Genomic DNA, 21,857 nt, shown 5'->3' with positions numbered 1-21,857 from the left:
AAGGAAATTTCCCCATCTCTTTTCTACTGAGCCAGATAAATGTGAATAATCGTACCATAAACTAATAATCGTAGTATATGTGTGTGATTTCACAACAACCTCGTTTTTAATGATTTAGAGAATAGCTGACTCAAAACGAGCTACACTCATTTGGCTACTATTAGGCTACAGCAGCCTGTTCCATGGATGCACTGGAGGAGAAAAGTGACCAGCAGCAGCAACATGAATTGCAATTACAGCAACAACCTGAAGCAACAACTTTAGCTGCATAATTTGTGTGGCTTAGTAGTTTTTTCGTTTTCATAATTGTATTATTTTAAAGAAACCTACTCGTAAGCTTTTCGGTATCCGCTCCTGTTTACACAGCCAGGACTGTTTCATATATTTCATTTACAAAATACACATATATAATGTGTGGCAAATATATGGAAATTCTTCGAGATATGCAAGGATTTCTCAAAAAAATAAGCGCCACAGCTTGTTTTTAGTAATGATTAAAAAATAACTTGGTACATTTTCGGAGCCGAGGCATCGGTCTTGAGCAGTGTATTCAATTGATGAAAAACTCCAGAAATGGAACTATATGGTTTCATGGAGAGAGAGAAAAAAATACCAAGTTATTTTTTTATCATTACTAAACAAGGGGTCAACGAGGCATGTATCATTTGCTTACATAAAGAGGTATTTATTGAAAAGTCAAAATGCAAGACAGAGGACTCTATACGGGCATAGTTTTTTTGTAACGCGAAATACGATTTAAGAATATTGCTCAAATAGCTTAACTGCCTTTCATCAAGTATATTATCAATTCTTCCTCCGTTATCTCTAAATCTTTTTTGTTGTAGAGTTGAAAAAATAGATGGTGATATATATAGAAAAGTATATTGACAGAAATCAATCAGAACTATTTTTCCATATCCAAGCCTATCAGTAGCTTGGGCACTTTTTATATAAGGAGAATAATCACTGGTGGCTTGACTCCGGATACTCTGTGTGTTGTCGTCTGCCTCTTTTAACCCTTTTAAAATATCGAAAATCGTCATTCTATGGAGTTTTTTACGTGTTCACGTTTTTTGACTATATAATGTTACATGAAAGATTATATATTATCATACAAAAGTATGATTTTGCAAGGAAACCTGCAAGAAAACATCGAAATTATTTGAACTCAACTATATATTTTTCTAATTTTGACGACAAAAGAATGCAATGCCTGAAGCAGTAAGAAGGCGATTAAATGTTACATTAAATGAAAAACCAAAAACTTTTTTCAGTTGAGGAATTATCCTTAATGGAGTCGCTTGAAGTCAAGGGTGGAGCTTCTGAAATGGCAGCCTCTCAGACAGGATGTTCTAACAATGTTGCCGGATGCGGATGTGATGTTATTATTGTGACAGATCAATCTCAACCGGGGGTACAACATGCTTAATGAACAGTTCTACATCATTTCAACGTGTACCTGAAGGTATTTCGTGGTAGATGATAATGAAACTTCAACACTTTAAGAGCCATATCGTTCATTACCATACTTGATATGGCTCTTTTATTTTTTTACGGGATGTTAATTAAGTATTGTAATATATGAAAGCAAGTAATTATAACTATATAATATACCAAAATAACCAATCTTATTGGTACAATGGGCTTGAACACACTTATTTTAAGCTTCCCAAGGATTTAGGGTTAAAAATAGAGAGGCTACTCACAGACAAAGAAAGAATTGAGTTCATCCCTAAAGTTCTAAAAGACAAGCTATCAGCAAGTGGTTTCATTGTGCCGGATAATACTGATGAGCTTTCAATAATTAGGAAAAGATATTGTGATTCAGTAAACAAGAAGAACTATCTGTTAATCATTCTACCAACCTTGGATTGCAACTTTAAATGTTGGTATTGCATACAAAATCATATACCTTCAAGAATGTCGAAGAGTACAATGGAGAATGTGATGACACACATCAAATATATGATTGATGTACAGAATATAGAATCACTTCAAATCGAATGGTTTGGTGGTGAACCGTTAATGTACTTAAAACAAATTATAAAGCCAATATGTGAATTCGCACAAAAAGAATGTGAGAAAAAAGGTGTAAAATATTCAACAACAGCTACATCAAATGGTTACTTCATTTTCCCCAAAAACATTCCATTAATTCAAAAACTTGGCATGACGCGGTTTCATATTACATTAGATGGACCCAAACAGAACCATGATAAAGTAAAATATCAGAAAGGTTGTGATTCTGCATTCGATCATGTTCTAAACAACATCAACCAATTGCTCAGCAATACAAAGGCTGTTAATATTCTATTGAGAATTAACTATACTGACGAGAATCTAAATTATGAAATAGTAGATCAAATCAACCATCACATTACAATGGCTAATCGGGGAAGAATAACGATTACCCCCAAAAAAGTATGGCAAGAAAAGGTAAGGAAAGATAGATATAAAGACATCGGAGAACTTCTTAATTTATTTGAACAATCTGGTTATAACACAATACGTCTGGACGTTATCACAAACTTCGTTCCATGTTACGCTAGTCGTAAGTATTATAATGCCATTAATTTTAATGGTGATGTTATAAAATGTACGGCATGCAATGATTTGTATGAGAACAAAACTCATGGCATTATTCAAAACGATGGTTCTATTTCTTGGAACATGGATTTTATCAGAAAATATGAGGTGAAATCCTTTGAGAATAAACGGTGCTTACAATGCAAACAACTTCCAATTTGTATGGGGGTGTGTCCAAGGGATAATGAATATGTAAATGCGTGTAAATTCGATGGAATGGATATCAATTTGGAAGATTCGATGGTAAATTACATTGATTCAATGTGTAAATAATTTATATTATGGTGGCAAGAATTTTCACAACGTTATGGTTTGCCTTTGTAGTCTCGTTGATAAGCAGCAACGCACAGAACAGGATATACGGTACGGTGACCGATCCGTCTGGCTGTCCATTAGCCGGCGTTGACTGCGTATTGGCCAGCTTATCTGACACGGCAGCCATTGCTCACACGTTGACGGATTCAAAAGGAACCTTCAGTTTGAATGTAGACGAAGACGGACAGTTCCTGTTGAAATTCTCTTGTTTAGGGTATCGGCCACAACAGCTAACGTGCAAGCGTGGCGATGTCGGAGTGGTCAAGCTGACAGAAAGCATACAGAACCTTTCAGAGGTCACTGTGTCGGCTCAAGGGCTAAGAAGCTTCGGCAACGCAGACATCATCCTGTTAGACAGGCGTGCCAGACAGATGGGAAACAACGCTTTGGAGGCCATCAGTAGCCTGCCGCAATTCAGACTTTCAACAAACAGCGGTGAACTGCTGACGGCAGATGGTAAAATTGTCTTGGTGCTGATTGATGGAATCAGGAGGTCGGTACGTGAACTGATGCTGCTCAAAGCCGACGAAATAAAGACCCTGCACTACTATTCCAATCCGCCTGCAAGGTTTGCGCATGAGAAGATAGGTGCTGTATTAGATGTAGCGACTAAGCGCACCAACAAAAGGCACTATTCACTATATCTCGACACCAAAAACAGTATCACCACAGGATATGGTACCAACTTGATTTCCACCAGTTATAGCGATTCGCTCAACAAGGTGTCTGCGGCATATTTTCTGGACTACAGACATCTTGACCGGAACACCATGGAAAACCGTTATGTCTATCCGGATGTGACGAACGATTACAAGGGTCTGTCGGGTAAATACACTGGTACCTACCACATAGGACAATTATTCTATCAGCGTTTCCAAAACAGCAACCTTTTCAATATCACTTTAGAATATCGTAAGTTTCCGGCTACCCAGCAATACAGTCAACAGCTCTTGCGGACGGGTACATTGGAAGATGCCAACCACAGAAGGCTTCAAAGTGACTTTTCATCCATATCGGCCAACATCTACTTCGGACACACCTTCCGTAAAGGCAACAGTCTGTCGGTCAATGTGGTGAACACTTATTTCAAATCCAATTCGAACAATAATCTAACAAACACCTCGGGAACGGGAACGTTTACCAACGTCGTCGACAACAAGTCTTACTCGCTAATAGCAGAAGCACTTTATACTGACAAACTGTGGCAGGGAAATATACAGATAGGAGCCTACTATCAATACAAAAACCTGCGTCAGACAGACGGGGCATCCAATTTGTCGACAGTGAATACGCAAAAGGAATACCTATACGCCGACTACACCAATCAATGGGGGGCATTGTCCTACAACCTGGGAATCGGTGTGGAGAACAACCGATATAGAACTGCGACGAAGGCAATAGCCAACTACATCCTTATGCGGCCTTCTGTTTCTCTTAATTACCAGCTGCACAAACACAGTTCGCTACGCCTGACGTCGTCCATAGCATCTGCGGTTCCTAACGTCGGTCAGCTCACAGATAGTCGTACCGTCGTGGATGAACGATTCTATCTACAAGGCAACAGCAGTCTGAAGCCCTACCATTTCTACCGCACCGAACTTAGCTTCCAGTATGCGTCGGCCAATAATATCTGGTTTGTCAAACCTTCCGTCAGCCATGCCTACTATCCCAGCAAGAATATGACAGTTGTTTCCGCTGACGGTTCGGACTTCGTGAACCAGATTGTGGGCATCCGCCATGTCAACGAGTATGGCGCATCGCTTGTTCTGAGTTGCAGACCTTTCTCCTGGCTAACTTTGCAGCCTTACTATAACTATCTGTCTTCCAAATACAATACGCCTAATCAGCGTGTCAACCACAATCTGAACAATGTCGGAATCTCTTGTCAGGTGGTGGCAGGCAAGTGGCAGTTCATTACCAACCACAATCTACCGATGACCACTGTTGAAGGTGATGTCTTTGAGAAGATTGGGTATAATGCGAACGCATCCCTTACCTATAAATTAGGTGCAATCACCGTGGGTGCCATGTTCATTTACAATCCCGATCCTTCCAGGATTTATGCGGACACTCCTTCATTCCATTTCGTAGAAAAGACCCGATGGGGTAATTTCAAAAATCTTGTGGCACTGACTTTCGTCTATTCTTTGTCAAAAGGCAATTCACGAAGGCATCTGGGTAAAAACATTAATAATAGAGACAACGACTCCGGTCTTACCAAATACAACACAGCAAAATAAATGTCCTTTTATTTTTATAGGCAACATGACGCCATGCAGTGTGGGATTGCCTGCATGGCTATGGTCTGTAAGTATTATGGTAGAAAGTGTTCATTTGAAACTCTATCAAATACCTGTACTATAACCAATGAGGGTGTTTCAATGCAGGCTTTAAAACAATTGGCAGAAGCCTTAGGTTTTGATGTGCTATGTGGAAAAGCAAGCTTGTATCAAATAAAAGACATAAATTATCCTTGCTTACTCCATTGGAACCAAAATCATTTTGTTGTACTATACAAAGTTAAAAAGAACGGATTCTACATTGCAGACCCTGCAAAAGGGCATGTAAAATACGACCTCGAAGTATTTAAGAAGCATTGGGTCAGCACTCAATCGGACGGTGAGGAGAAAGGAATAGTCATGTTCTTGGAACCCACACCAGCATTTTATGAAAAGCAGATGGAGGAACAGCCAACAGAGGAACGCTCGTTCAGATTCCTCTTTGGCTACATCAAGCAATATCGCAAGTACTTCGGGCAGATTGTCTTAGGTTTGCTCGTGGGCAGTTTGTTACAGCTTATTCTGCCTTTCCTCACCCAGTCTATCGTGGATGTGGGCATCAAAAACCAGAATATCGGTTTTATATGGCTGATACTCTTAGGACAACTGATGCTTACCGTGAGCCGTACTGCCATCGACTTTATTCGCCGTTGGCTGTTGCTGCACATCTCGCTGCGCATCAACATCTCATTGGTAAGCGACTTCTTCATCAAGCTCTTAAAGCTGCCGATGTCATTCTTCGATACCAAACTGATGGGCGACCTCATGCAGCGTATGGGCGACCACAGTAGGGTGAACACGTTTCTGACGCAACAGACGCTCAGTATCGTGTTCTCACTCTTCACCTTTGTGGTGTTCAGCATCGTACTGCTATCCTATAATTGGCTCGTCTTTGCCATCTTCATGCTCGGCAGTCTGCTTTATGGCGGTTGGCTTGCACTCTTCCTCAGGCGCAGAAAGGTACTTGACTACGAACTCTTTGAGCAGCAAGCCATCAACAACAACAAGACCTACGAGTTTATCACCTCCATGCAGGAGATAAAGCTCCAAGACTGCGAGCAGCGCAGACGCTGGGAATGGGAGGACGTGCAGGCAGACCTCTTTGGAGTGCAGATGAAATCGTTGAAACTCCAACAGACACAAGAGGCAGGCAGCATCTTCATCAATGAACTGAAAAACATCGTCATCACGGTGGTCGCAGCAACAGCCGTCATTCATGGACAACTCACGCTGGGTATGATGCTTGCCGTGCAGTATATCATTGGGCAACTCAACTCACCTGTCGAGCAGTTGATGAGTTTCTTCTATTCGGTGCAGGATGTAAAGATAAGCCTTGAACGTATCAATGAAATCCACCGTATGGATGATGAGAACGGAAAGCAAGGATTGGAAACAGCAGTGAAAGAAGAAAACGAAGGCATAGACCTTGAAAACGTAAACTTCAAATACGACCCTCACGCACTGAAAACTATTATAGATGATGTTAGTCTCACTATCCCCAAAGGTAAGGTAACAGCCATTGTGGGCGCATCGGGCAGCGGTAAAACAACGCTCATCAAACTCATGTTAGGCTATTACCCCGTATTGGGAGGTCAAATAACTATTGGCGGAACAGATGTAAACGCACTTAATAAGAAATGGTGGCGCAGGCAATGTGGCGTGGTGATGCAAGACGGTGTGATATTCTCCGAGAGTATAGCAAGGAACATTGCCGTAGATGACGGCGAGATTGACAAGGAGCGATTGCAGAAAGCTGCTGAAATAGCTTGTATTCATGACTATGCAATGGGACTGCCCTTAAAATACAACACTAAGATCGGTCGCGATGGCGTTGGTTTGAGTCAAGGACAGAAACAGCGTATCCTGATAGCAAGGGCAGTGTATAAGAATCCCGACTATATCTTTCTTGACGAAGCCACCAACTCGCTCGATGCCAACAATGAGCGTATGATAGTAGAACATCTTGATGAGTTCTACAAAGGCAAGACGGTGGTTATCGTGGCACACCGCCTAAGTACGGTGAAGAATGCTGATCAGATAGTGGTATTGGATAAAGGCAAGGTGGTAGAAATTGGCAACCACGAAGCACTCACAGCAAAGCGGGGTGCATACTATAACCTCGTAAAAAATCAGTTAGAATTAGGCAACTAACAGCAGAAAGGAATATTATGGCAGACAACGAGATAGAACTCCGCAGCGAGAAAGTAAGGCATATCATTGGCGAGATACCGTCAAGGATTGTCCGTTATGGTATCACGATAATCACCATTGTGATATTGGGACTATTGGTGGGCGCATATTTTATACCTTATCCCGAAACCATCAGTGCAAAGGTGCAGATGACAAATGCCCATCAAGGCACAATAACCGTTCCCTATAAATACGTGAATACGATAGCAAGAGGAATGACAGCGAACATCGAAGTTGAGGGTTACGATGCAGAAACATACGGAGTTGCAAATGGTGTAATAACAGCCACATCGCATACACCCCGACAAACGGCAGAAGGCAGCGTATTCACGGCACAGGTAAGGATAACGGATTGCAGGTATAAAATTATCAGCGGAATGGTGGGCACGGCATCTATACTTATAAGCAATGAAAGCGTGCTCCAGAGGATAGTCAAGCAAATAACAAATAGCATATAATTCCCTTTTTAACCGTAATGAAGCAGTGAAAGAAGAAAGGCAAATGTAGTTACTGCGTAGTACAATTATTTTGAGCAGCCAACTACACGTTAATCCTTTCTCTTTCACCGCTTTAACTCTTATTGTAGTAATGTAGTAAGATATAATCGGTGAAAGAAAAAGGAAATATATTCATTAGTTCTTGGTATTGCCTAACAGGAAGATTGGCGTTACAATGGCAGACTCTGTCTGCAATCTTCTACTGATGTACTTTCTGAATAAATGCGCTTCCATGCTGTCCAATAGAAAGGACAGGGCAATGATTGTTGAGAGCGGATAAAGTGATGCATAACCAACACACTCTCTACCATTGATAACTTCTTCTTGGCCTGCACCCCTTTCATCGGGATGCAAGTTGGAAGATTTTATTATCGCTTGAAGCCTATGATTGAGTTTTCTCCACGTCACACCGAAGAACCTCGCAAGTTCTCCCTCCGTCATGGCAATCTCGCCTTTACCCTTGTGGACAACCTGCATATTACTCCCCCCAATCAAAGTAACTGCGATGATTGTACGTGCTATTTTTGCTCTTTGAATTATTGCTTGCTTTCATGCCGTTTCCTCCATTTTACAGGTTGCAAAATCCGAAGGTTCACAAGCCTCTCTCTCCGCAATTTCTTTCTCTTTTGCAGATTGCTTGGCAATGAGCCTGTCCATATCCTCCGAAATCTTCCTGTCCGTCACCTGCGCGTAAATCTGCGTGCTTGATATGGAGGCGTGCCCCATCATCTTGGCAATGCTCTCAATGGGTATTCCTGCACTTAAACTCATTGTACCGAAAGTGTGCCTTGCCATATGATAGGACAACCGTTCTCTGATACCGCAAGCCTTGCCCACAATGCACAGGTTCTTGCCCATTACGCTACGGCTGCAACTACGGGGGAAGACAAGGCTGTCGCCTTTTTCTTTCACCGTCTGCAGTTCTTCGTTTCCCTCCTGTTCTTCCCAACAATGGCGGATAATGGCCTCCGCTATTGGATGCAGCGGCACAACGAACTCCACCTTTGTCTTTTGACGTTCCTTTCGGATATACTTCCTCCCGCCCGCTGCCGTTTGGATATGCCCATATTGCAGAGTTTCCATATCAGCGATTGCCAGTCCCGTAAGACAGGAAAAGACGAACATCAGCCTTGCCAATTCCGCCTCGCTGTCATTCATTTTCATTGTCGCAAGTTTAGCAACTTCACTCTTTTGCAGGAAGCGTATCTTCTTTTCTTCTTTCTCATACTTGGCATGCTCAAAAGGATTGCAGCGAATAATCCTCTTGCTGACCGCACGGAACATCAGCCTGCTCAGCCAGCAGAGATAGTTGTTGATGGTCGTTCCCTTTAATCCGCGCTTTTTGAGAAAGAAGCGATATTCCTCAAACAAGTCCTCCGTAATGGTGGAAATGGATATGTCCTGCAATCCTTTATCTTCCACAAACTCACGGAGGTTCTTGTCAGAATGGGACAGATTCAGATAAGTTCCCTCCGCCCTTGACTTTCCAACGCTTTCCTTGAGTGCTTGCAGCTCCGCCCTGCTCATGGCAAGGAGGGTTGACGGATTCTCTGTTATGCCTTGCAGGTGGTTCTTGATAAGTTCAGCACTTACCACTCCGTCCCTTGTCAGTATATCCTGATAGGTCTTTTCCACAATTTCCCTGAACTCATGGAGTCTTTGATTGGTTTTCCTGTCTGTCGTCAAGCCCTGCTTGGTGTTCCACTCGGAGGGATTGCATTCTTCGCCCGTGGTAATGGTTGTGCTTTTTCCGTCTATGGTGATACGGCATAGAATGGCGGTATTGCCATCTGCCTTAATTTTCTGTCTGTTGATATAGAACATTATCTTGAATGTACTTCTCATTGTCTTGATGCTTTAATGTTTTGATTGATTGGATGAAAAAAATAAGATGATGAGACTTTATCGTTAGATAGTCAGCTGCATATCACCTGTAAAAGAGAGGAAAAGGTCGAACTCCTCAAAAAGTTTCAGTGGAGTTACTTTGGCATAGCGTTCCGTCATGCTTATGTTGGAATGTCCCAGCATCTTGCTTACCGTTTCAATAGGCACACCCTGTTCAAGCGTGATGAGTGTTGCAAAGGTGTGCCTTGCGGTATGAGTGGTAAATGGAAACGATATGCCTGCACGAAGCCGCAGGGCTTTCAGACAGGTCTGATAGCTCTTGTACTTGATATAGGGAAGCAGTGTTTCCCTTTCATCGCAGTGAAACCTCTCTATCAGCCTAATGGCTTCGGGCAATAACTTGATACGGCAGGGTACGCCTGTCTTGTGGCGGTTGAATTTCAGCCACATTTTGCCTTCATCATCACGGACAAGGTGGGACTTGCTCAGTTCCATCAGGTCGCAATAGGCTGCACCAACATAGCAGGCAAAGAGGAATATGTCCCTTGCCGTTTCCATTTCTTCCTCCAAATCCTCAAAGCAGAGAGCCTTCAGCTTTTCCAACGCTTCCTTGTCGAGTGCCTTGGGGAGTTTCTTGTTGCCCTTTGATATCTTAACCTTGTCAAAAAGGAGCGTGTCTGCCAATCCCTCACGGTATGCCAATCTGCATACCGTCTTCAAATGCGTGGCTACATTATAGAACGTGCTTTCCTGAAAACCACACTCACCTAAGAAATACTGCTGGAACTCATGGATAAAATCCTCTGTAAGTTGCGAGAATGCCAAGTCCGAAACCTTGTACTTCCGTTGAATAAACTTCTGTAAATGTATCCGGGTGGAGTGGTAGCCGTGTATGGCTCCTTCCTTGATGTCTATACCTACATGGTTTTCTTTTTCCTTGATGAGTATGTCCAGCCTTTCGATGAGCATGCACCGTGTCTGCACGCTGCCCTGAAACTGCTCCTTCACATCGGTTGCGTCAAACGGGCATCCTTTGGAGAGCAGGGACTGATAAGCAGACTGAACGGACAGCAACAGGTTTTCCAACCTGCTGTTCACTTCCACCGCCTCACGGCTCTTTCCGTCCATTCGGCTCTCACGGGGATTCCACAAATCGGGATTGCAGGAGAGTTTGCAACTGAACTGGGCAATGGAACGGTCGATGGTTATCCGCCCCATAATCGGGGCTTTGCCCGACTTGTCAAGACCGCTCTTTTTGAGGTAGAGCAACACCTTCATTTTTCCTTGTTTCATACGCTTTAATTTCTGTGGGCAAAGTTACCCGAATTAAAGCGTTCCTCACTTACGCAGAAAACTGCCGACCGCAGCAACAGCCACACGAGCGAAAATAATTCAGTTACCGAATATTACTCCATCGTTACCTATGCTAGAATCGGGTAACGTTCTGGTAACTGAACTTCTGCCTAAATCTGCATATTGCTGCCCTTTTTGAAAGAGGCAGTTTTATGCAAATTGTTCCGTTTCCTGCTTATTATCAGTCAGTTTACACCAACTTCGATTTTACTTCATTTTCTTTGATTAGTTGCATTCTCATTTGCGTCAAAATGCAGTGTCATTTGCATCAAATCACAGCGCAATGTGCATCAAGTTACGAGGCATACTCCCTAAAACATCAGTGAAAATTTTGTGAGAAACCAGAAAAACTATACTTTTGTAAAAACAATCCGAATGTTAAGTTTATGATGAAAAGCAGGATTATCATATCCCAAAACATAGCAAAAGAACTCACCGATGCCATTGCTTCGTGCCGGCACGACCGTCTTTTCATACTCACAGATGAGACTACGCACAGACTCTGTTGGCCTGTTCTGGACGAGTTGTTGCATGCACAAGAGGCGAAAGTCATAACCATTCCGGCCTCTGACACCCACAAAGATGTCACTTCACTCATGCAAGTATGGCAGGAATTAAGCTATGGAGGCGCCACGAGACATTCTTGTCTTGTGAACCTTGGTGGTGGAATGGTGACAGATTTAGGAGGCTTTGCAGCTTCAACTTTCAAGCGGGGCATCAACTTCATCAATATTCCAACAACGCTTTTAGCTATGGTTGATGCATCTGTGGGGGGAAAGACGGGGATTAATTTCAACGGATTGAAGAATGAAATCGGCGTGTTCAACGAGAGTCGTTTCGTTCTTATTGACACGCAATTCCTGCAGACACTCGATGCAAAAAATATCTGTTCGGGATATGCAGAAATGCTGAAGCACGGACTCATTTCGGATGAAAAGACGTGGAATGAACTCATTACATTCCCGCTAATGCAGCCAGATCTGAAGAAACTCCAATGTATGGTTGCCGAGTCTGTCAAGGTGAAAGAGCGTATCGTTGAGCAGGATCCACATGAACAAGGCATACGAAAGGCATTAAATCTGGGGCATACTTTCGGCCATGCTTTCGAGAGTTGGGCTCTCAAGAGAAGCCCTATCCTGCATGGTTATGCCGTTGCTTTCGGACTTATTTGCGAGCTTTATCTCAGTTGTTTCAAGGTTGGTTTCCCAACAGAAAGAATGAGACAGACTGTCAGTTTCATTCGTGAAAACTATGGATATCTTCCTGTTACATGCAATGACTATGATGAACTCATTGCGCTGATGACCCATGATAAGAAGAATACAAACGGCATCATCAACTTTACGTTGTTGGGGAATATCGGTGATATCCGCATCAATCAGACGGCCACTGATGAGGAGATTAAAGAGGCATTAGATTTCTTTCGCGAGGGATAAGGCTGCTGCACGTGCAGGTTTTCCTGTCTCGGTGAGTGGTATGTGATTTATATAAAGATAATCATGTGGTTGCCAATATTTTGGAAGACATGCCTTGCAGATATGCTTTATCTTTGAGATTTCCTCTTCTTCTGTCAGTAGAACGATAGTTTCTCCAAATTTTTTGTCAGGTCGTTTGGTAATCATGAAAGGCTTTTCAAGCCATGGTTTCAATAGAGTCTCAATATCTTCCATCTGTATTTTAATGCCTCCTGTGCAGACGACATTATCCTTCCTGCCCCGGATTTTGAAGCAACCTTCGGCATTAATTATTACGATATCATTCGTCACAAGGAGTCCGTCGTGCACTAACGGTGCATCAATCACCAAGCATCCTTCGGCATTAGAAGATACCGTTACTCCTTCAAAAGGCTTATACCAATCGCTTGCTTCCGGCCCGTTCAAGCGTCGAAGTGCAATATGCGAAAGCGTTTCTGTCATGCCATACGTGCTCCACACATTATTTGGAAAGTCTCTCAAGGCTTCAGCCAGCTGATTATCAATGGCGCCACCACCAATGATAAGATGTGTGAAATGTTTCAATTCCTCGGTCTCTTCGACCACTTGGAGACTGTTATAAACCTGCAGGGGAACCATTGCAGCAAGAGAATGCCTGTTTCCGTCAACCTTAAAACCATGTAATGGGTGGCCTGATGGTTCAACGGTTTTCAGTTCCAAATGTCGTTCAATGCTGCGTACCACCATCATTTTCCCTGCGATATAGTCTAATGGCATACAAAGAAAAGCCATGTCACCAGCCTGTAAACCAAGGAAATCACAAGTGATGCGGGCTGAATTAAGCATTCGCTTCTTCTCGACAAACATTGGCTTTGGCATTCCCGTGCTACCGCTGGTGTGCACCAATATCCTATCTGAAGGATTGTTCCATGCTTCTAAAAAGGCCTCTAAAGTCATTGTTATATTATTTTATAGCCCATAATTCATCTCCCTTTATCTCTAAAGGCATAGTGATATTATCTGTAAAAAGCTGACCTGTTCCCAAACCTTGGGGTGTCGTAATGTGTGAACCGTAGACCTTTGCACAGAAGTGTGCAATGGCATTCAATCCCACATTGCTTTCTAAAGCACTGGTTATCCAGCTTCCAATCCCACGTTCTTCAGCCAGTTGTAGCCATTCTTCTGTCCCATACATTCCGCCATGAAGACTTGGTTTGAGAATAATATATTGGGGCTGAATGGTGTCAAGTAAATCAGCTTTCATACTTTTTACATTTACTCCAATGAGTTCTTCATCCAAGGCTATAGGTAGCGGTGAGACAGCACAAAGCCTTGCCATGGCTTTCCATTGATGTTGTTTGATAGGCTGTTCTATCGAATGAATGTCATATTTCGCCAATGCTTCGAGGCGCTGCAGTGCATTGTTTGGTGTAAAAGCTCCATTGGCATCTACACGCAGTTCAATTTGTTTTTTGCTGAAAGACTCACGGATGTGTCGGATGAGTTCAAGTTCTTTGTCGAAGTCAATAGCACCGATTTTCAGCTTCACACAATGAAATCCCTGCTGAAGTTTAGTCTCTATCCGCTGATACATTTCATCGAAACTCCCCATCCATACAAGCCCATTGATGCGTATGCCCACTTCACCTCGACCGAAAGGAGTGTCAAAAAGCATTGTACTTCCATGAGCTTCCAATTGTGCAAAAGCAGTTTCCAAGCCAAAAAGAATGCTCGGATAAGGTCGCAATATGTCATAGGGAATCTTGCCTAAAGTCTCAACTGTCTTACAAAGTTGGCGCAAGATCGTTTCATATTCAGGTATGGCATCACATGAAAGATCTGGCAAAGTAGCACACTCTCCAAATCCTTTTATCCAAGGGCGTGCATCATCTGTCACCGTTAGAAAATAACTGTGACGCCTTGTATAAACACCTCGAGAGGTGCCGGCCGGTTGCTTGAAGTGAAATGTCCGCTCACTGATTTCAATGTGTATCATTAGGGGAATTGTGGATATTTGTCAAAGTCGGGCTTGCGTTTTTCAAGGAAAGCCTTGCCTCCCTCCTGTGCTTCGTCCATCGTGTAATAAAGCATGGTTGCGTCACCTGCAAGTTCCTGAATACCCGCCTGACCGTCAAGCTCTGCATTCAGACCGGCTTTTATCATACGAAGTGCCAGAGGACTGCGTTCCATCATGATTTCGGCCCACTCTACACAAGTGTCTTCTAATTGGTTGAAAGGAACCACCTTATTGACCATTCCCATAGCCTCGGCCTCCTTTGCACTATATTGTTTACAGAGGAACCATATTTCACGTGCCTTCTTCTGGCCCACCATTCGAGCAAGATAACTGGCTCCAAAACCAGCATCAAATGACCCAACTTTTGGGCCAGTCTGACCGAAGATTGCATTTTCACTCGCAATCGTAAGATCGCACATCACATGCAAGACATGTCCTCCACCGATAGCATAGCCATTCACCATTGCAATAACAGGCTTGGGCAAACGGCGTATCTGCATCTGCACATCAAGTACATTCAGGCGCGGGACACCGTCACTTCCCACATATCCTCCACGTCCTTTCACATGCATATCTCCACCTGCACAGAAAGCTTTATCTCCCGAACCGGTCAATATAACCACACGAATGTCCTGGCATTCTCTGCAATAAGTGAATGCTTGGCTCATCTCCCAAGTGGTCAATGGCGTAAAAGCATTGCGATAACGTTCACGATTAATGGTTATCTTTGCAATATGATTGTAGCTTTCAAAGAGGATTTCCTTGAAGTCAAATCCTTTGATTTTCTCCCATTTTCTTTGTTCCATAATTATAAAGTATTAAGATATTCCTGGTATATCTGTAGATCGGTTTCGGCATCGGTAAACACTTCCAAGAGCATTGGGCGCGCTGATCTCTCCTTTACCAGCACATATAGAAGCTTCTCAAGAGTCTGTATGTCGTTTGCCACATAATATTTAATTCGATTGTCACGGCATATCCCTTCTGCTGTTGTTGCATGCTCTGCCATTACTATCCTGTTACGTACCGGACTCTGTTTCAGGCCTTCAAACTTCGCGAAAATCTCTCCTCCATGATTGTTCAAAAGCAGTATTCTTAGATTTCCTCCTAAGTTTTGGTTCCACAAGGCATTCTGATCATAGAAGAAACTCAAGTCACCAATGATGCAAAACACCTGTTCTTTTGTTACCAAGGAATAGCCGGCAGCTGTAGAAAGTGACCCTTCTATACCGTTTACACCACGGTTACAGAAGATATGATGACGTGCATAAATACAACCTAATCTAATAGATGTACTGTTGGCATAATGCACAATAGCTTTCGATGGATTGTTTGAGAGGAGGGTTTCCAACTGCTTCACTGCCAACATATTTGAATAGTGCGGTTCAAAAACCATACAATGTTTACGTACATGTTGCTTCATATTCTCCCATAGGTTGAACCATTCGGTATTCCCTTGGAAGTCGATAGTCTGCATGATATCCTTGGGTTCAGCCTGTGCGATACCGGTTAAATTCATGAAAGTATCATACAAAACGCCCTCAGGATTAACTATCCAACATTCAGCTTTCTTGGCTTTCCGAAGAAACTTCTTGAGGCGTTTGCTCACAAATGTATCGCCAAAATAGAGAATAAAATCAGGTAAGAACTCCTTTTTATCACCAATCAGGCACATCGTTTCCTCTAAGCAGTTATCCCCTTTATCAACGCCCAATGGCTCATATAGAACAACATGTTGCTGTGAAATCAAACGTTCAACATGCGTGGAAATCACCACAGAAGGTTTCATTTGTCCAATGATAATCAATGGTTTCTGCGCATGTTTCAACGCTTTGACTATAGGTTGAAAGCACTGAACAGAAGCTGCATTGAAACCTGACAGGCCTAAAAGAAAAGTGATTTTGCGCTCTATAGGTAGTGTGCTTGTATTGAACTGATAAAGTGGTTCAGTAATGGGAACATTGATATGTACAGGGCCACAGCTGCCTTTTACGCATGCAATCATGGCTTCATTGACAAGCCGGTTGCAATACCAACGACTTTCTTTATCATGCGGTTCAGGCAGGTTGACAGTCTTACTCACAAAGCGTTCCAAAGCACCTACTTGCGGAAGCGTCTGTCCGTCAAGCTGGTCTATCCACTGTGCAGGCCTATCTGCCGAAATCACTACTAAAGGCAAATGCTGATAAAAGGCTTCTGCCACTGACGGACAAAGGTTGAGTAATGCTGTTCCACTCGTCACACAGACAACCACCGGAGCATTGACCGCCTGACATAAGCCCAAGGCATAGAACCCCGCACTGCGCTCGTCGGTCACAGGATAACAATGAATGCTGTCACAAGCATCAAGATTATGGACAATAGGAGCATTCCTACTGCCTGGACAGACCACGGCATGACGCACACTATGAGCAACGAGGAGGCTCGTTAATATATTTACATTTTCTTTATCTGAGAACATCCAACATTGTGTTTAACTTATACTCTGTTTCCCTCCATTCCCGTGTTTCATCAGAATTATCAAGTAATCCTCCACCTGCATAAAGCCTACAATTTTGTTCCATCAGCAGCATACAGCGCAATGAAACATAAAGATGAGTAGCGTCATCCATCTGCAATGGTCCACAAAAACCACTGTAATATTTTCGATCGTGAGACTCATATTGCAAGATAAAATCCTGTGTTTCGCGTTTGGGAATGCCACAGACAGCAGGCGTAGGATGCAAGGATGAGATGACATTCCCTATATACCTATCATCTTTTAAGATAAAATGGAAATCCGTACAACGGTGATAAAGATGGGCTGCCATACGCGTATAAGGTTGACTTCTTCTTACTTCTATAGCGTGATTAGCCAAATGCTGCGCAATATAATCAGCCACATACTGTTGCTCCCGACAATCTTTTTCGCTCCAAGGCCCATCTTCACGCATTGTTCCTGCTAAGGCCATGGTATGCCATGCAGGACTTCCTATCTGCTTTTCTATCAACACTTCAGGGGTAGCCATCAACCAAGTACCGCTCTGCTGCATTGATATCAGACAGATGAACTGGTGAGGATACAGTGTACATGCTTTTACAAACAAATGCATCGGACTCGGCTTCTCGCAACACTTTACATCAACATGACGTGACAACACAATCTTTTGAAAATGTCGATTGAGTAATTCTGTGTGAAAACATTGAAAGTCTTTGTGATATTCTTCCCTGTCAAAAAGGACTTTTTCCACACTAACGGTGTCATTACCAGATGGTTTAAAAGGTAGCACTTCTACCTCGTCAGGCCTTATCAGCAGCAAAGGAGTATCCTCAGAAACAGCAAAGGGCGAAAAGACAAAACCTTGCTGACCATTCAGTTCTTCACAAGAAGAAAGGCGAAGCGGTTCATGTCGTGACCGAATACGCACGTAATGATCTGTATCTGGAAGTCGATAGACAACAGTTGCCGTCATGCTTTCCGAGTAGTAGAATTCATGATATAGTTGGTGACATGAACCGTTGAAATCAAGTCTCCGGCCGAGTTTGTAATGTCAATCTGCCACACATGCAACGTGCTTCCTTTTGAAAGGAGTCGCCCGAAAGCTGTTACCGTATCGCCTTCAAGCACAGCTTTTACATGATTTCCACTGACATTGATACCTACACAGATTTTACGCGGGCACAATGCAATGCTTCCTACGCCTGCCAAATTCTCGGCTAAAGCTAATGAGGCCCCACCCGACAGGAAACCGAAAGCCTGCTTATTACGCTCATCTACTTTCATAGTAGCCTTGCAGGTATCAGGTTCGGGAGTTGAAATAAACTCCATTCCAAGCGTATTTGACAGTCCGTCATGTCGGCGGAGCATCTCTTTTATCTTTTCTACGTCCATAGTCTGTTGATTTTGTCAGTCTATGCAAATATACATAAAATAATTCAAAAGAGGCTTGGTTCGTATGAAAAAAAATGGTGTGGACAATGCTTTTGAATATTTTCCACTTGGATTATGAAATTCCTTTCCACCCTATTGGCACAACCGTTATCGTGCTGTCGCTGCTGTCATCATCAATAAGTGCGAGTTGAAATCCTGTCGGTTTCCATTGTTTATTGATGATATCACAACAATGGAGAATATCTAATGTATTGTTCAATAAGGCTTTTTCTATGGTCAGATGATGCAGTTGAACACGCTTCAGACATTCAATATTCCACAAGAAATTGTCAAGTCCTTCCTTAGGATCGACACTTCGCACGACATTTGCATCGGAGAGAAGATACAGCATGCCAACACTTGAAAGTGTATCTATATCGTTTTTCGCGTCTATCCAAAATGCCTCATAGTCAATATCAGCTTCACCTACGGTCTTGGCCTTATGTTCATAAAATGCTTGGGGATGCGCTAAACTCTCCAGAATGGTATCCATAAGTGGCTTATCATCATCAATCAATTGAATTGCAAGTGCTTCTAATTTTCCTTTGTCCGTGGGGAGAGGAATAATAGTTACTTGTACTGTATCTTCTTTTTCCTTCTTCTCATCCTTCGGCAGGAAATAAGATATAAGAGGAAGGCTAAAAAGTAATGCTCCAAACGCACACAGAAGGCCCATAATGTAGTGACCTGTCTGAAATTTAGTGATTGCAGCCCATGCTGCTCCTATAGTGAAGATGAGAAAAACAAGCCATATAATGGCGTTGGCAAAGAAATCTTTCATACATTTAGGTTTAGGTATCTTCAATAAACAGATAATTCATCATCCACACTGGATATCTCCATTTCAATTTGCAAGAGAAGCTGAATATTTTCATATTGTGCTGCCGGGCAGCTTGCAATCTATGTCAAATCACGATGTAATCTGCATCAAAACAGCTTGTAACTTGCGTCAAAATACACCGTGATTTGAGTCAAGTTAAACGGTAAAGTGATGCAAAATACCACGTGATTAAACTCAAAATGAAAAGAGACAAAACCGTTAAGTCACGACAATGTCTCTTTTACTATCATTTTATACAGCGTTCATCAAGCTGTCATCTTATTGAGTTTCTTCAACAGGGCAAACATTACAACCGCACTGATAAGGCAAAGTGCAATCAGAATGCCCCAGTTATACATCAGTGGAATACGGTTCCATAGCATGGAAGGAATAGAACTTAGGTAGTTACCGATGGCAGTTGCTACGAACCATCCACCCATCATGAGGCCTTTATACTTTGGAGGTGCTACCTTGCTGACAAAGGAAATGCCCATTGGTGAGAGCAGAAGCTCGGCTAAGGTCAAGGTGAAATAGGCGGAAATCAACCAACTTGGAGAAAGAATGCTTTGGGTTTTATCCCCTAAGTCCATAGGAGAAATCAGGCTGGTTGAGGCCAGTGTGATGACACCAAATCCCAATGCAGCTACTAACATACCCCAGGCAATGCGGGCAGGAGCACTTACTTCATGGCCTTTATTGGCTAATAAGCCGAAGAAGAGCATACTGAAAGGCGTGAGTGAGACGACAAAGAAAGGATTGAATTGCTGGAAGTCGGAGGGTTGAGCCATAGTCGGATTATCCATTTGCCTAAAGAGATATAGTGCACCTCCCCATGCAAGCAATGTGACAACACTGCAGATGACCTTGTTTTTCATGGTTTTTGCCTGAAAAACGGAGAAACCGGTGTAGACTGAAAGCGCTATTAAAGCAAGACCGAAGATGTTGAACCAAATGCGCATTGAGCCGGTAACAGTTAGGTCTGTATATTTCTTTGCGAAGAAAGTCAGCGCAGAACCGTTCTGATGGAAAGCCATCCAGAAGAATATCACAACAGCGAAGACCAATAATAAGGCAACAATACGATCTTTCGTCTGCTTCGGTGTGAGTTCTTCAACAGCTTGATTGGCAGCTTTTGCCTGATTGGCTGTGACGTCTGCATGCTTAAACCAACTGCGGCAGGCAAAATAAATTATAGCCGAAAGTATCAGTGATATACAGGCAACACCAAAGCAAAGACCATACGCACCATAAAGGGTATGCAAATATGCAGGGTCGAAATTGCCGGCATCATACACAAATCCATATTGACGAAGATAGATGTTTGTAATCCATTTTGCCATTGAAGGAGCGAACATAGCACCTATATTAATGGCCATATAGAAAAGACTGAAAGCAGAATCACGACTGCTTGAATATTTAGGATTATCATAAAGGTTGCCCACAAGCACTTGAAGATTGCCTTTGAAAAGCCCGGTTCCCAGAGATACGCAAGCTAAACCGGCAAACATGGCAGCCTTACCGATGTCGTTAGCTCCTGTCGGAATAGCTAATCCAAGATAGCCAAAGAACATGGTTGCAAAGCCTATCGTGACACACTTCCCATAACCGATTTTATCGGCTAATATGCCACCTAAAAGTGGGGCAAAGTAAACAACGGCAAGAAAAATAGCATAGACTTGTCCTGCTTGAGACTCTGTCCAGCCAAACTTAGCCTGCATAAACAATGCAAAGATAGCTAACATTGTGTAGTAACCAAAGCGCTCACCCGTGTTGGCAAGGGCTAAGGCGTACAGACCTTTCGGTTGATTTTCAAACATATTCCTATTTTTTATTGTGATTATTTCGTTTTTTTCGTCCGTTTGATATCAAAGAGATAGGTTGCTTTGATAACAATATTGCCAAAGTTTGACTTTGAGAAGAAGTCGCGTTTGGTAGAGCCATAGATATTGCCAAGTCCGTAATAATAGCGTGCTTCAAGCAGGAAATGCCCCACTTTGGGGTGACTGTATTCTCCGCCAAGACCTACGATGATGCCATAATCAAACTTCTTCTCTACACTCATTGTATCTTGTGCAACCACTGGGTTGACGCGGTCTTTTGTGTTACGCTGGTCAAAGTTGAAATTCATGTCGGTACTTTCACTGAGCATATAGCCAAACTGTGGTCCCAAATTGAGAAAGAAATTGGCCCCCTTGTCTTCTTTCCCCCATGCAAGGTGGGCAAAGATAGGCGCTTGAATATAGTTGATTGTGCGTTTATATTCTTCTGCAACTCCTGTCGTTGCATTGATGACAGGTTGATCTTTAGCATCAAGAATGTCCTCTTTCCAACCCAATTGAACATAGTTTATTTCTGCCATGATAGAACAGAATGTAGAAAAATATTTTTCACTTTTATAGCGCAACGCAAGACCACCGGTGATACCTCCGTGTTGTTTCTGATTGACTTTAGGCACAAATCCAACATTGCTCAATACGTAACCTCCGTTGAAACCTATAGAGAAGTCATCGCGATGCTCGCCTATCTGCGCTAAAACAGGCTGACTATAACAGCAGACAAACAGCAAGACTCCCATTATTTTATTTTGCAATCTCATACTAAAAACCAAGAGA

The 21,857-nt window shown here is 42.7% G+C and carries 18 protein-coding genes and 1 pseudogene; 6 read left to right on the top strand and 13 right to left on the bottom strand.

Annotated elements, in window-relative coordinates:
* Positions 1-617: 617 nt before the first annotated feature.
* Entirely contained in the window at positions 618-1,043 is a 426-nt protein-coding gene (locus HMPREF2983_RS12660) for a hypothetical protein (protein ID WP_019036535.1), read from the bottom strand.
* 206 nt (positions 1,044-1,249) lie between these two features.
* On the opposite strand from HMPREF2983_RS12660, the gene HMPREF2983_RS12655 reads away from it, so the two are divergent.
* The 5 genes from HMPREF2983_RS12655 to HMPREF2983_RS12635 all read left to right on the top strand — a co-directional run bounded on the left by HMPREF2983_RS12655 (position 1,250) and on the right by HMPREF2983_RS12635 (position 7,828).
* The gene (locus HMPREF2983_RS12655; protein WP_009012962.1) at positions 1,250-1,429 is read left to right on the top strand and encodes a hypothetical protein; all 180 of its coding nucleotides are present in this window, start codon (positions 1,250-1,252) and stop codon (positions 1,427-1,429) included.
* A gap of 152 nt (positions 1,430-1,581) precedes the next feature.
* Positions 1,582-2,859, top strand: coding sequence for a radical SAM/SPASM domain-containing protein (locus HMPREF2983_RS12650; RefSeq protein WP_008449654.1), 1,278 nt, complete (start codon positions 1,582-1,584; stop codon positions 2,857-2,859).
* Between the two features lie 8 nt (positions 2,860-2,867).
* Positions 2,868-5,141 carry a TonB-dependent receptor gene (locus HMPREF2983_RS12645; RefSeq protein WP_009012961.1) on the top strand — a complete coding sequence of 758 codons (2,274 nt, stop codon included), beginning with the start codon at positions 2,868-2,870 and terminating at the stop codon, positions 5,139-5,141.
* Positions 5,142-7,331, top strand: a complete 2,190-nt coding sequence (locus HMPREF2983_RS12640; RefSeq protein ID WP_008449702.1) for a peptidase domain-containing ABC transporter — start codon at positions 5,142-5,144, stop codon at positions 7,329-7,331.
* 17 nt (positions 7,332-7,348) lie between these two features.
* On the top strand, positions 7,349-7,828 hold the full coding sequence (locus tag HMPREF2983_RS12635; RefSeq protein WP_008449756.1) for a hypothetical protein: 480 nt from the start codon (positions 7,349-7,351) through the stop codon (positions 7,826-7,828).
* A 174-nt stretch (positions 7,829-8,002) separates the two neighbouring features.
* On the opposite strand, the pseudogene HMPREF2983_RS12630 reads toward HMPREF2983_RS12635, so the two are convergent.
* The 3 genes and pseudogenes from HMPREF2983_RS12630 to HMPREF2983_RS12620 form a co-directional block, all read right to left on the bottom strand.
* Positions 8,003-8,420 (bottom strand): annotated as a pseudogene (locus tag HMPREF2983_RS12630) (hypothetical protein).
* The gene (locus tag HMPREF2983_RS12625) at positions 8,417-9,712 is read right to left on the bottom strand and encodes a site-specific integrase (protein WP_008449741.1); all 1,296 of its coding nucleotides are present in this window, start codon (positions 9,710-9,712) and stop codon (positions 8,417-8,419) included. The pseudogene HMPREF2983_RS12630 and the gene HMPREF2983_RS12625 overlap by 4 nt, the downstream one beginning before the upstream one ends.
* A gap of 63 nt (positions 9,713-9,775) precedes the next feature.
* Positions 9,776-11,005 (bottom strand): site-specific integrase, encoded by a 1,230-nt coding sequence (locus HMPREF2983_RS12620; RefSeq protein WP_008449768.1) that lies wholly within the window; start codon positions 11,003-11,005, stop codon positions 9,776-9,778.
* Between the two features lie 446 nt (positions 11,006-11,451).
* On the opposite strand from HMPREF2983_RS12620, the gene aroB reads away from it, so the two are divergent.
* Positions 11,452-12,501: a 3-dehydroquinate synthase gene (aroB, locus tag HMPREF2983_RS12615; RefSeq protein ID WP_070668996.1), complete on the top strand. Its 1,050-nt coding sequence runs from the start codon at positions 11,452-11,454 to the stop codon at positions 12,499-12,501.
* On the opposite strand, the gene HMPREF2983_RS12610 is transcribed toward aroB, so the two are convergent.
* From HMPREF2983_RS12610 to HMPREF2983_RS12570, 9 genes are all read right to left on the bottom strand, one after another.
* Positions 12,478-13,455 carry an AMP-binding protein gene (locus HMPREF2983_RS12610; RefSeq protein WP_070668994.1) on the bottom strand — a complete coding sequence of 326 codons (978 nt, stop codon included), beginning with the start codon at positions 13,453-13,455 and terminating at the stop codon, positions 12,478-12,480. The two genes, aroB and HMPREF2983_RS12610, sit on opposite strands and share 24 nt — an antisense overlap.
* Before the next feature lie 7 nt (positions 13,456-13,462).
* Positions 13,463-14,494, bottom strand: coding sequence for an o-succinylbenzoate synthase (locus HMPREF2983_RS12605; protein WP_070668992.1), 1,032 nt, complete (start codon positions 14,492-14,494; stop codon positions 13,463-13,465).
* Positions 14,494-15,321, bottom strand: coding sequence for a 1,4-dihydroxy-2-naphthoyl-CoA synthase (gene menB / locus HMPREF2983_RS12600; RefSeq protein ID WP_004375136.1), 828 nt, complete (start codon positions 15,319-15,321; stop codon positions 14,494-14,496). The genes HMPREF2983_RS12605 and menB overlap by 1 nt, the downstream gene beginning before the upstream one ends.
* A 2-nt stretch (positions 15,322-15,323) precedes the next feature.
* Positions 15,324-16,976 carry a 2-succinyl-5-enolpyruvyl-6-hydroxy-3-cyclohexene-1-carboxylic-acid synthase gene (menD, locus tag HMPREF2983_RS12595; protein WP_070668989.1) on the bottom strand — a complete coding sequence of 551 codons (1,653 nt, stop codon included), beginning with the start codon at positions 16,974-16,976 and terminating at the stop codon, positions 15,324-15,326.
* Entirely contained in the window at positions 16,963-17,967 is a 1,005-nt protein-coding gene (locus HMPREF2983_RS12590; RefSeq protein ID WP_070668986.1) for a chorismate-binding protein, read from the bottom strand. The genes menD and HMPREF2983_RS12590 overlap by 14 nt, the downstream gene beginning before the upstream one ends.
* Positions 17,964-18,386, bottom strand: a complete 423-nt coding sequence (locus HMPREF2983_RS12585; protein ID WP_070668983.1) for a PaaI family thioesterase — start codon at positions 18,384-18,386, stop codon at positions 17,964-17,966. Before HMPREF2983_RS12585 ends, HMPREF2983_RS12590 begins: the two co-directional genes overlap by 4 nt.
* Before the next feature lie 112 nt (positions 18,387-18,498).
* Positions 18,499-19,206 (bottom strand): DUF6630 family protein, encoded by a 708-nt coding sequence (locus tag HMPREF2983_RS12580; protein ID WP_070668980.1) that lies wholly within the window; start codon positions 19,204-19,206, stop codon positions 18,499-18,501.
* Positions 19,207-19,511: 305 nt separating this feature from the next.
* Entirely contained in the window at positions 19,512-21,062 is a 1,551-nt protein-coding gene (locus tag HMPREF2983_RS12575) for a peptide MFS transporter (protein WP_070668977.1), read from the bottom strand.
* Positions 21,063-21,082: 20 nt separating this feature from the next.
* On the bottom strand, positions 21,083-21,841 hold the full coding sequence (locus tag HMPREF2983_RS12570; RefSeq protein WP_070668972.1) for a porin family protein: 759 nt from the start codon (positions 21,839-21,841) through the stop codon (positions 21,083-21,085).
* Positions 21,842-21,857: the final 16 nt, after the last annotated feature.

This window comes from Prevotella sp. HMSC077E09 (assembly GCF_001814685.1).
In the GTDB taxonomy this organism is placed as follows: domain Bacteria; phylum Bacteroidota; class Bacteroidia; order Bacteroidales; family Bacteroidaceae; genus Prevotella; species Prevotella oris.
This window is presented reverse-complemented; position numbering and strand designations above follow the sequence as displayed.

Excerpts from the sequence above, each read along its gene's own strand:
- HMPREF2983_RS12660 (WP_019036535.1), bottom strand. The coding sequence starts at position 1,043 with ATGACGATTTTCGATATTTTAAAAGGGTTAAAAGAGGCAGACGACAAC.
- HMPREF2983_RS12655 (WP_009012962.1), top strand. The coding sequence starts at position 1,250 with ATGAAAAACCAAAAACTTTTTTCAGTTGAGGAATTATCCTTAATGGAG.
- HMPREF2983_RS12650 (WP_008449654.1), top strand. The coding sequence starts at position 1,582 with ATGAAAGCAAGTAATTATAACTATATAATATACCAAAATAACCAATCT.
- HMPREF2983_RS12645 (WP_009012961.1), top strand. The coding sequence starts at position 2,868 with ATGGTGGCAAGAATTTTCACAACGTTATGGTTTGCCTTTGTAGTCTCG.
- HMPREF2983_RS12640 (WP_008449702.1), top strand. The coding sequence starts at position 5,142 with ATGTCCTTTTATTTTTATAGGCAACATGACGCCATGCAGTGTGGGATT.
- HMPREF2983_RS12635 (WP_008449756.1), top strand. The coding sequence starts at position 7,349 with ATGGCAGACAACGAGATAGAACTCCGCAGCGAGAAAGTAAGGCATATC.
- HMPREF2983_RS12625 (WP_008449741.1), bottom strand. The coding sequence starts at position 9,712 with ATGAGAAGTACATTCAAGATAATGTTCTATATCAACAGACAGAAAATT.
- HMPREF2983_RS12620 (WP_008449768.1), bottom strand. The coding sequence starts at position 11,005 with ATGAAACAAGGAAAAATGAAGGTGTTGCTCTACCTCAAAAAGAGCGGT.
- aroB (WP_070668996.1), top strand. The coding sequence starts at position 11,452 with ATGATGAAAAGCAGGATTATCATATCCCAAAACATAGCAAAAGAACTC.
- HMPREF2983_RS12610 (WP_070668994.1), bottom strand. The coding sequence starts at position 13,455 with ATGACTTTAGAGGCCTTTTTAGAAGCATGGAACAATCCTTCAGATAGG.
- HMPREF2983_RS12605 (WP_070668992.1), bottom strand. The coding sequence starts at position 14,494 with ATGATACACATTGAAATCAGTGAGCGGACATTTCACTTCAAGCAACCG.
- menB (WP_004375136.1), bottom strand. The coding sequence starts at position 15,321 with ATGGAACAAAGAAAATGGGAGAAAATCAAAGGATTTGACTTCAAGGAA.
- menD (WP_070668989.1), bottom strand. The coding sequence starts at position 16,976 with ATGTTCTCAGATAAAGAAAATGTAAATATATTAACGAGCCTCCTCGTT.
- HMPREF2983_RS12590 (WP_070668986.1), bottom strand. The coding sequence starts at position 17,967 with ATGACGGCAACTGTTGTCTATCGACTTCCAGATACAGATCATTACGTG.
- HMPREF2983_RS12585 (WP_070668983.1), bottom strand. The coding sequence starts at position 18,386 with ATGGACGTAGAAAAGATAAAAGAGATGCTCCGCCGACATGACGGACTG.
- HMPREF2983_RS12580 (WP_070668980.1), bottom strand. The coding sequence starts at position 19,206 with ATGAAAGATTTCTTTGCCAACGCCATTATATGGCTTGTTTTTCTCATC.
- HMPREF2983_RS12575 (WP_070668977.1), bottom strand. The coding sequence starts at position 21,062 with ATGTTTGAAAATCAACCGAAAGGTCTGTACGCCTTAGCCCTTGCCAAC.
- HMPREF2983_RS12570 (WP_070668972.1), bottom strand. The coding sequence starts at position 21,841 with ATGAGATTGCAAAATAAAATAATGGGAGTCTTGCTGTTTGTCTGCTGT.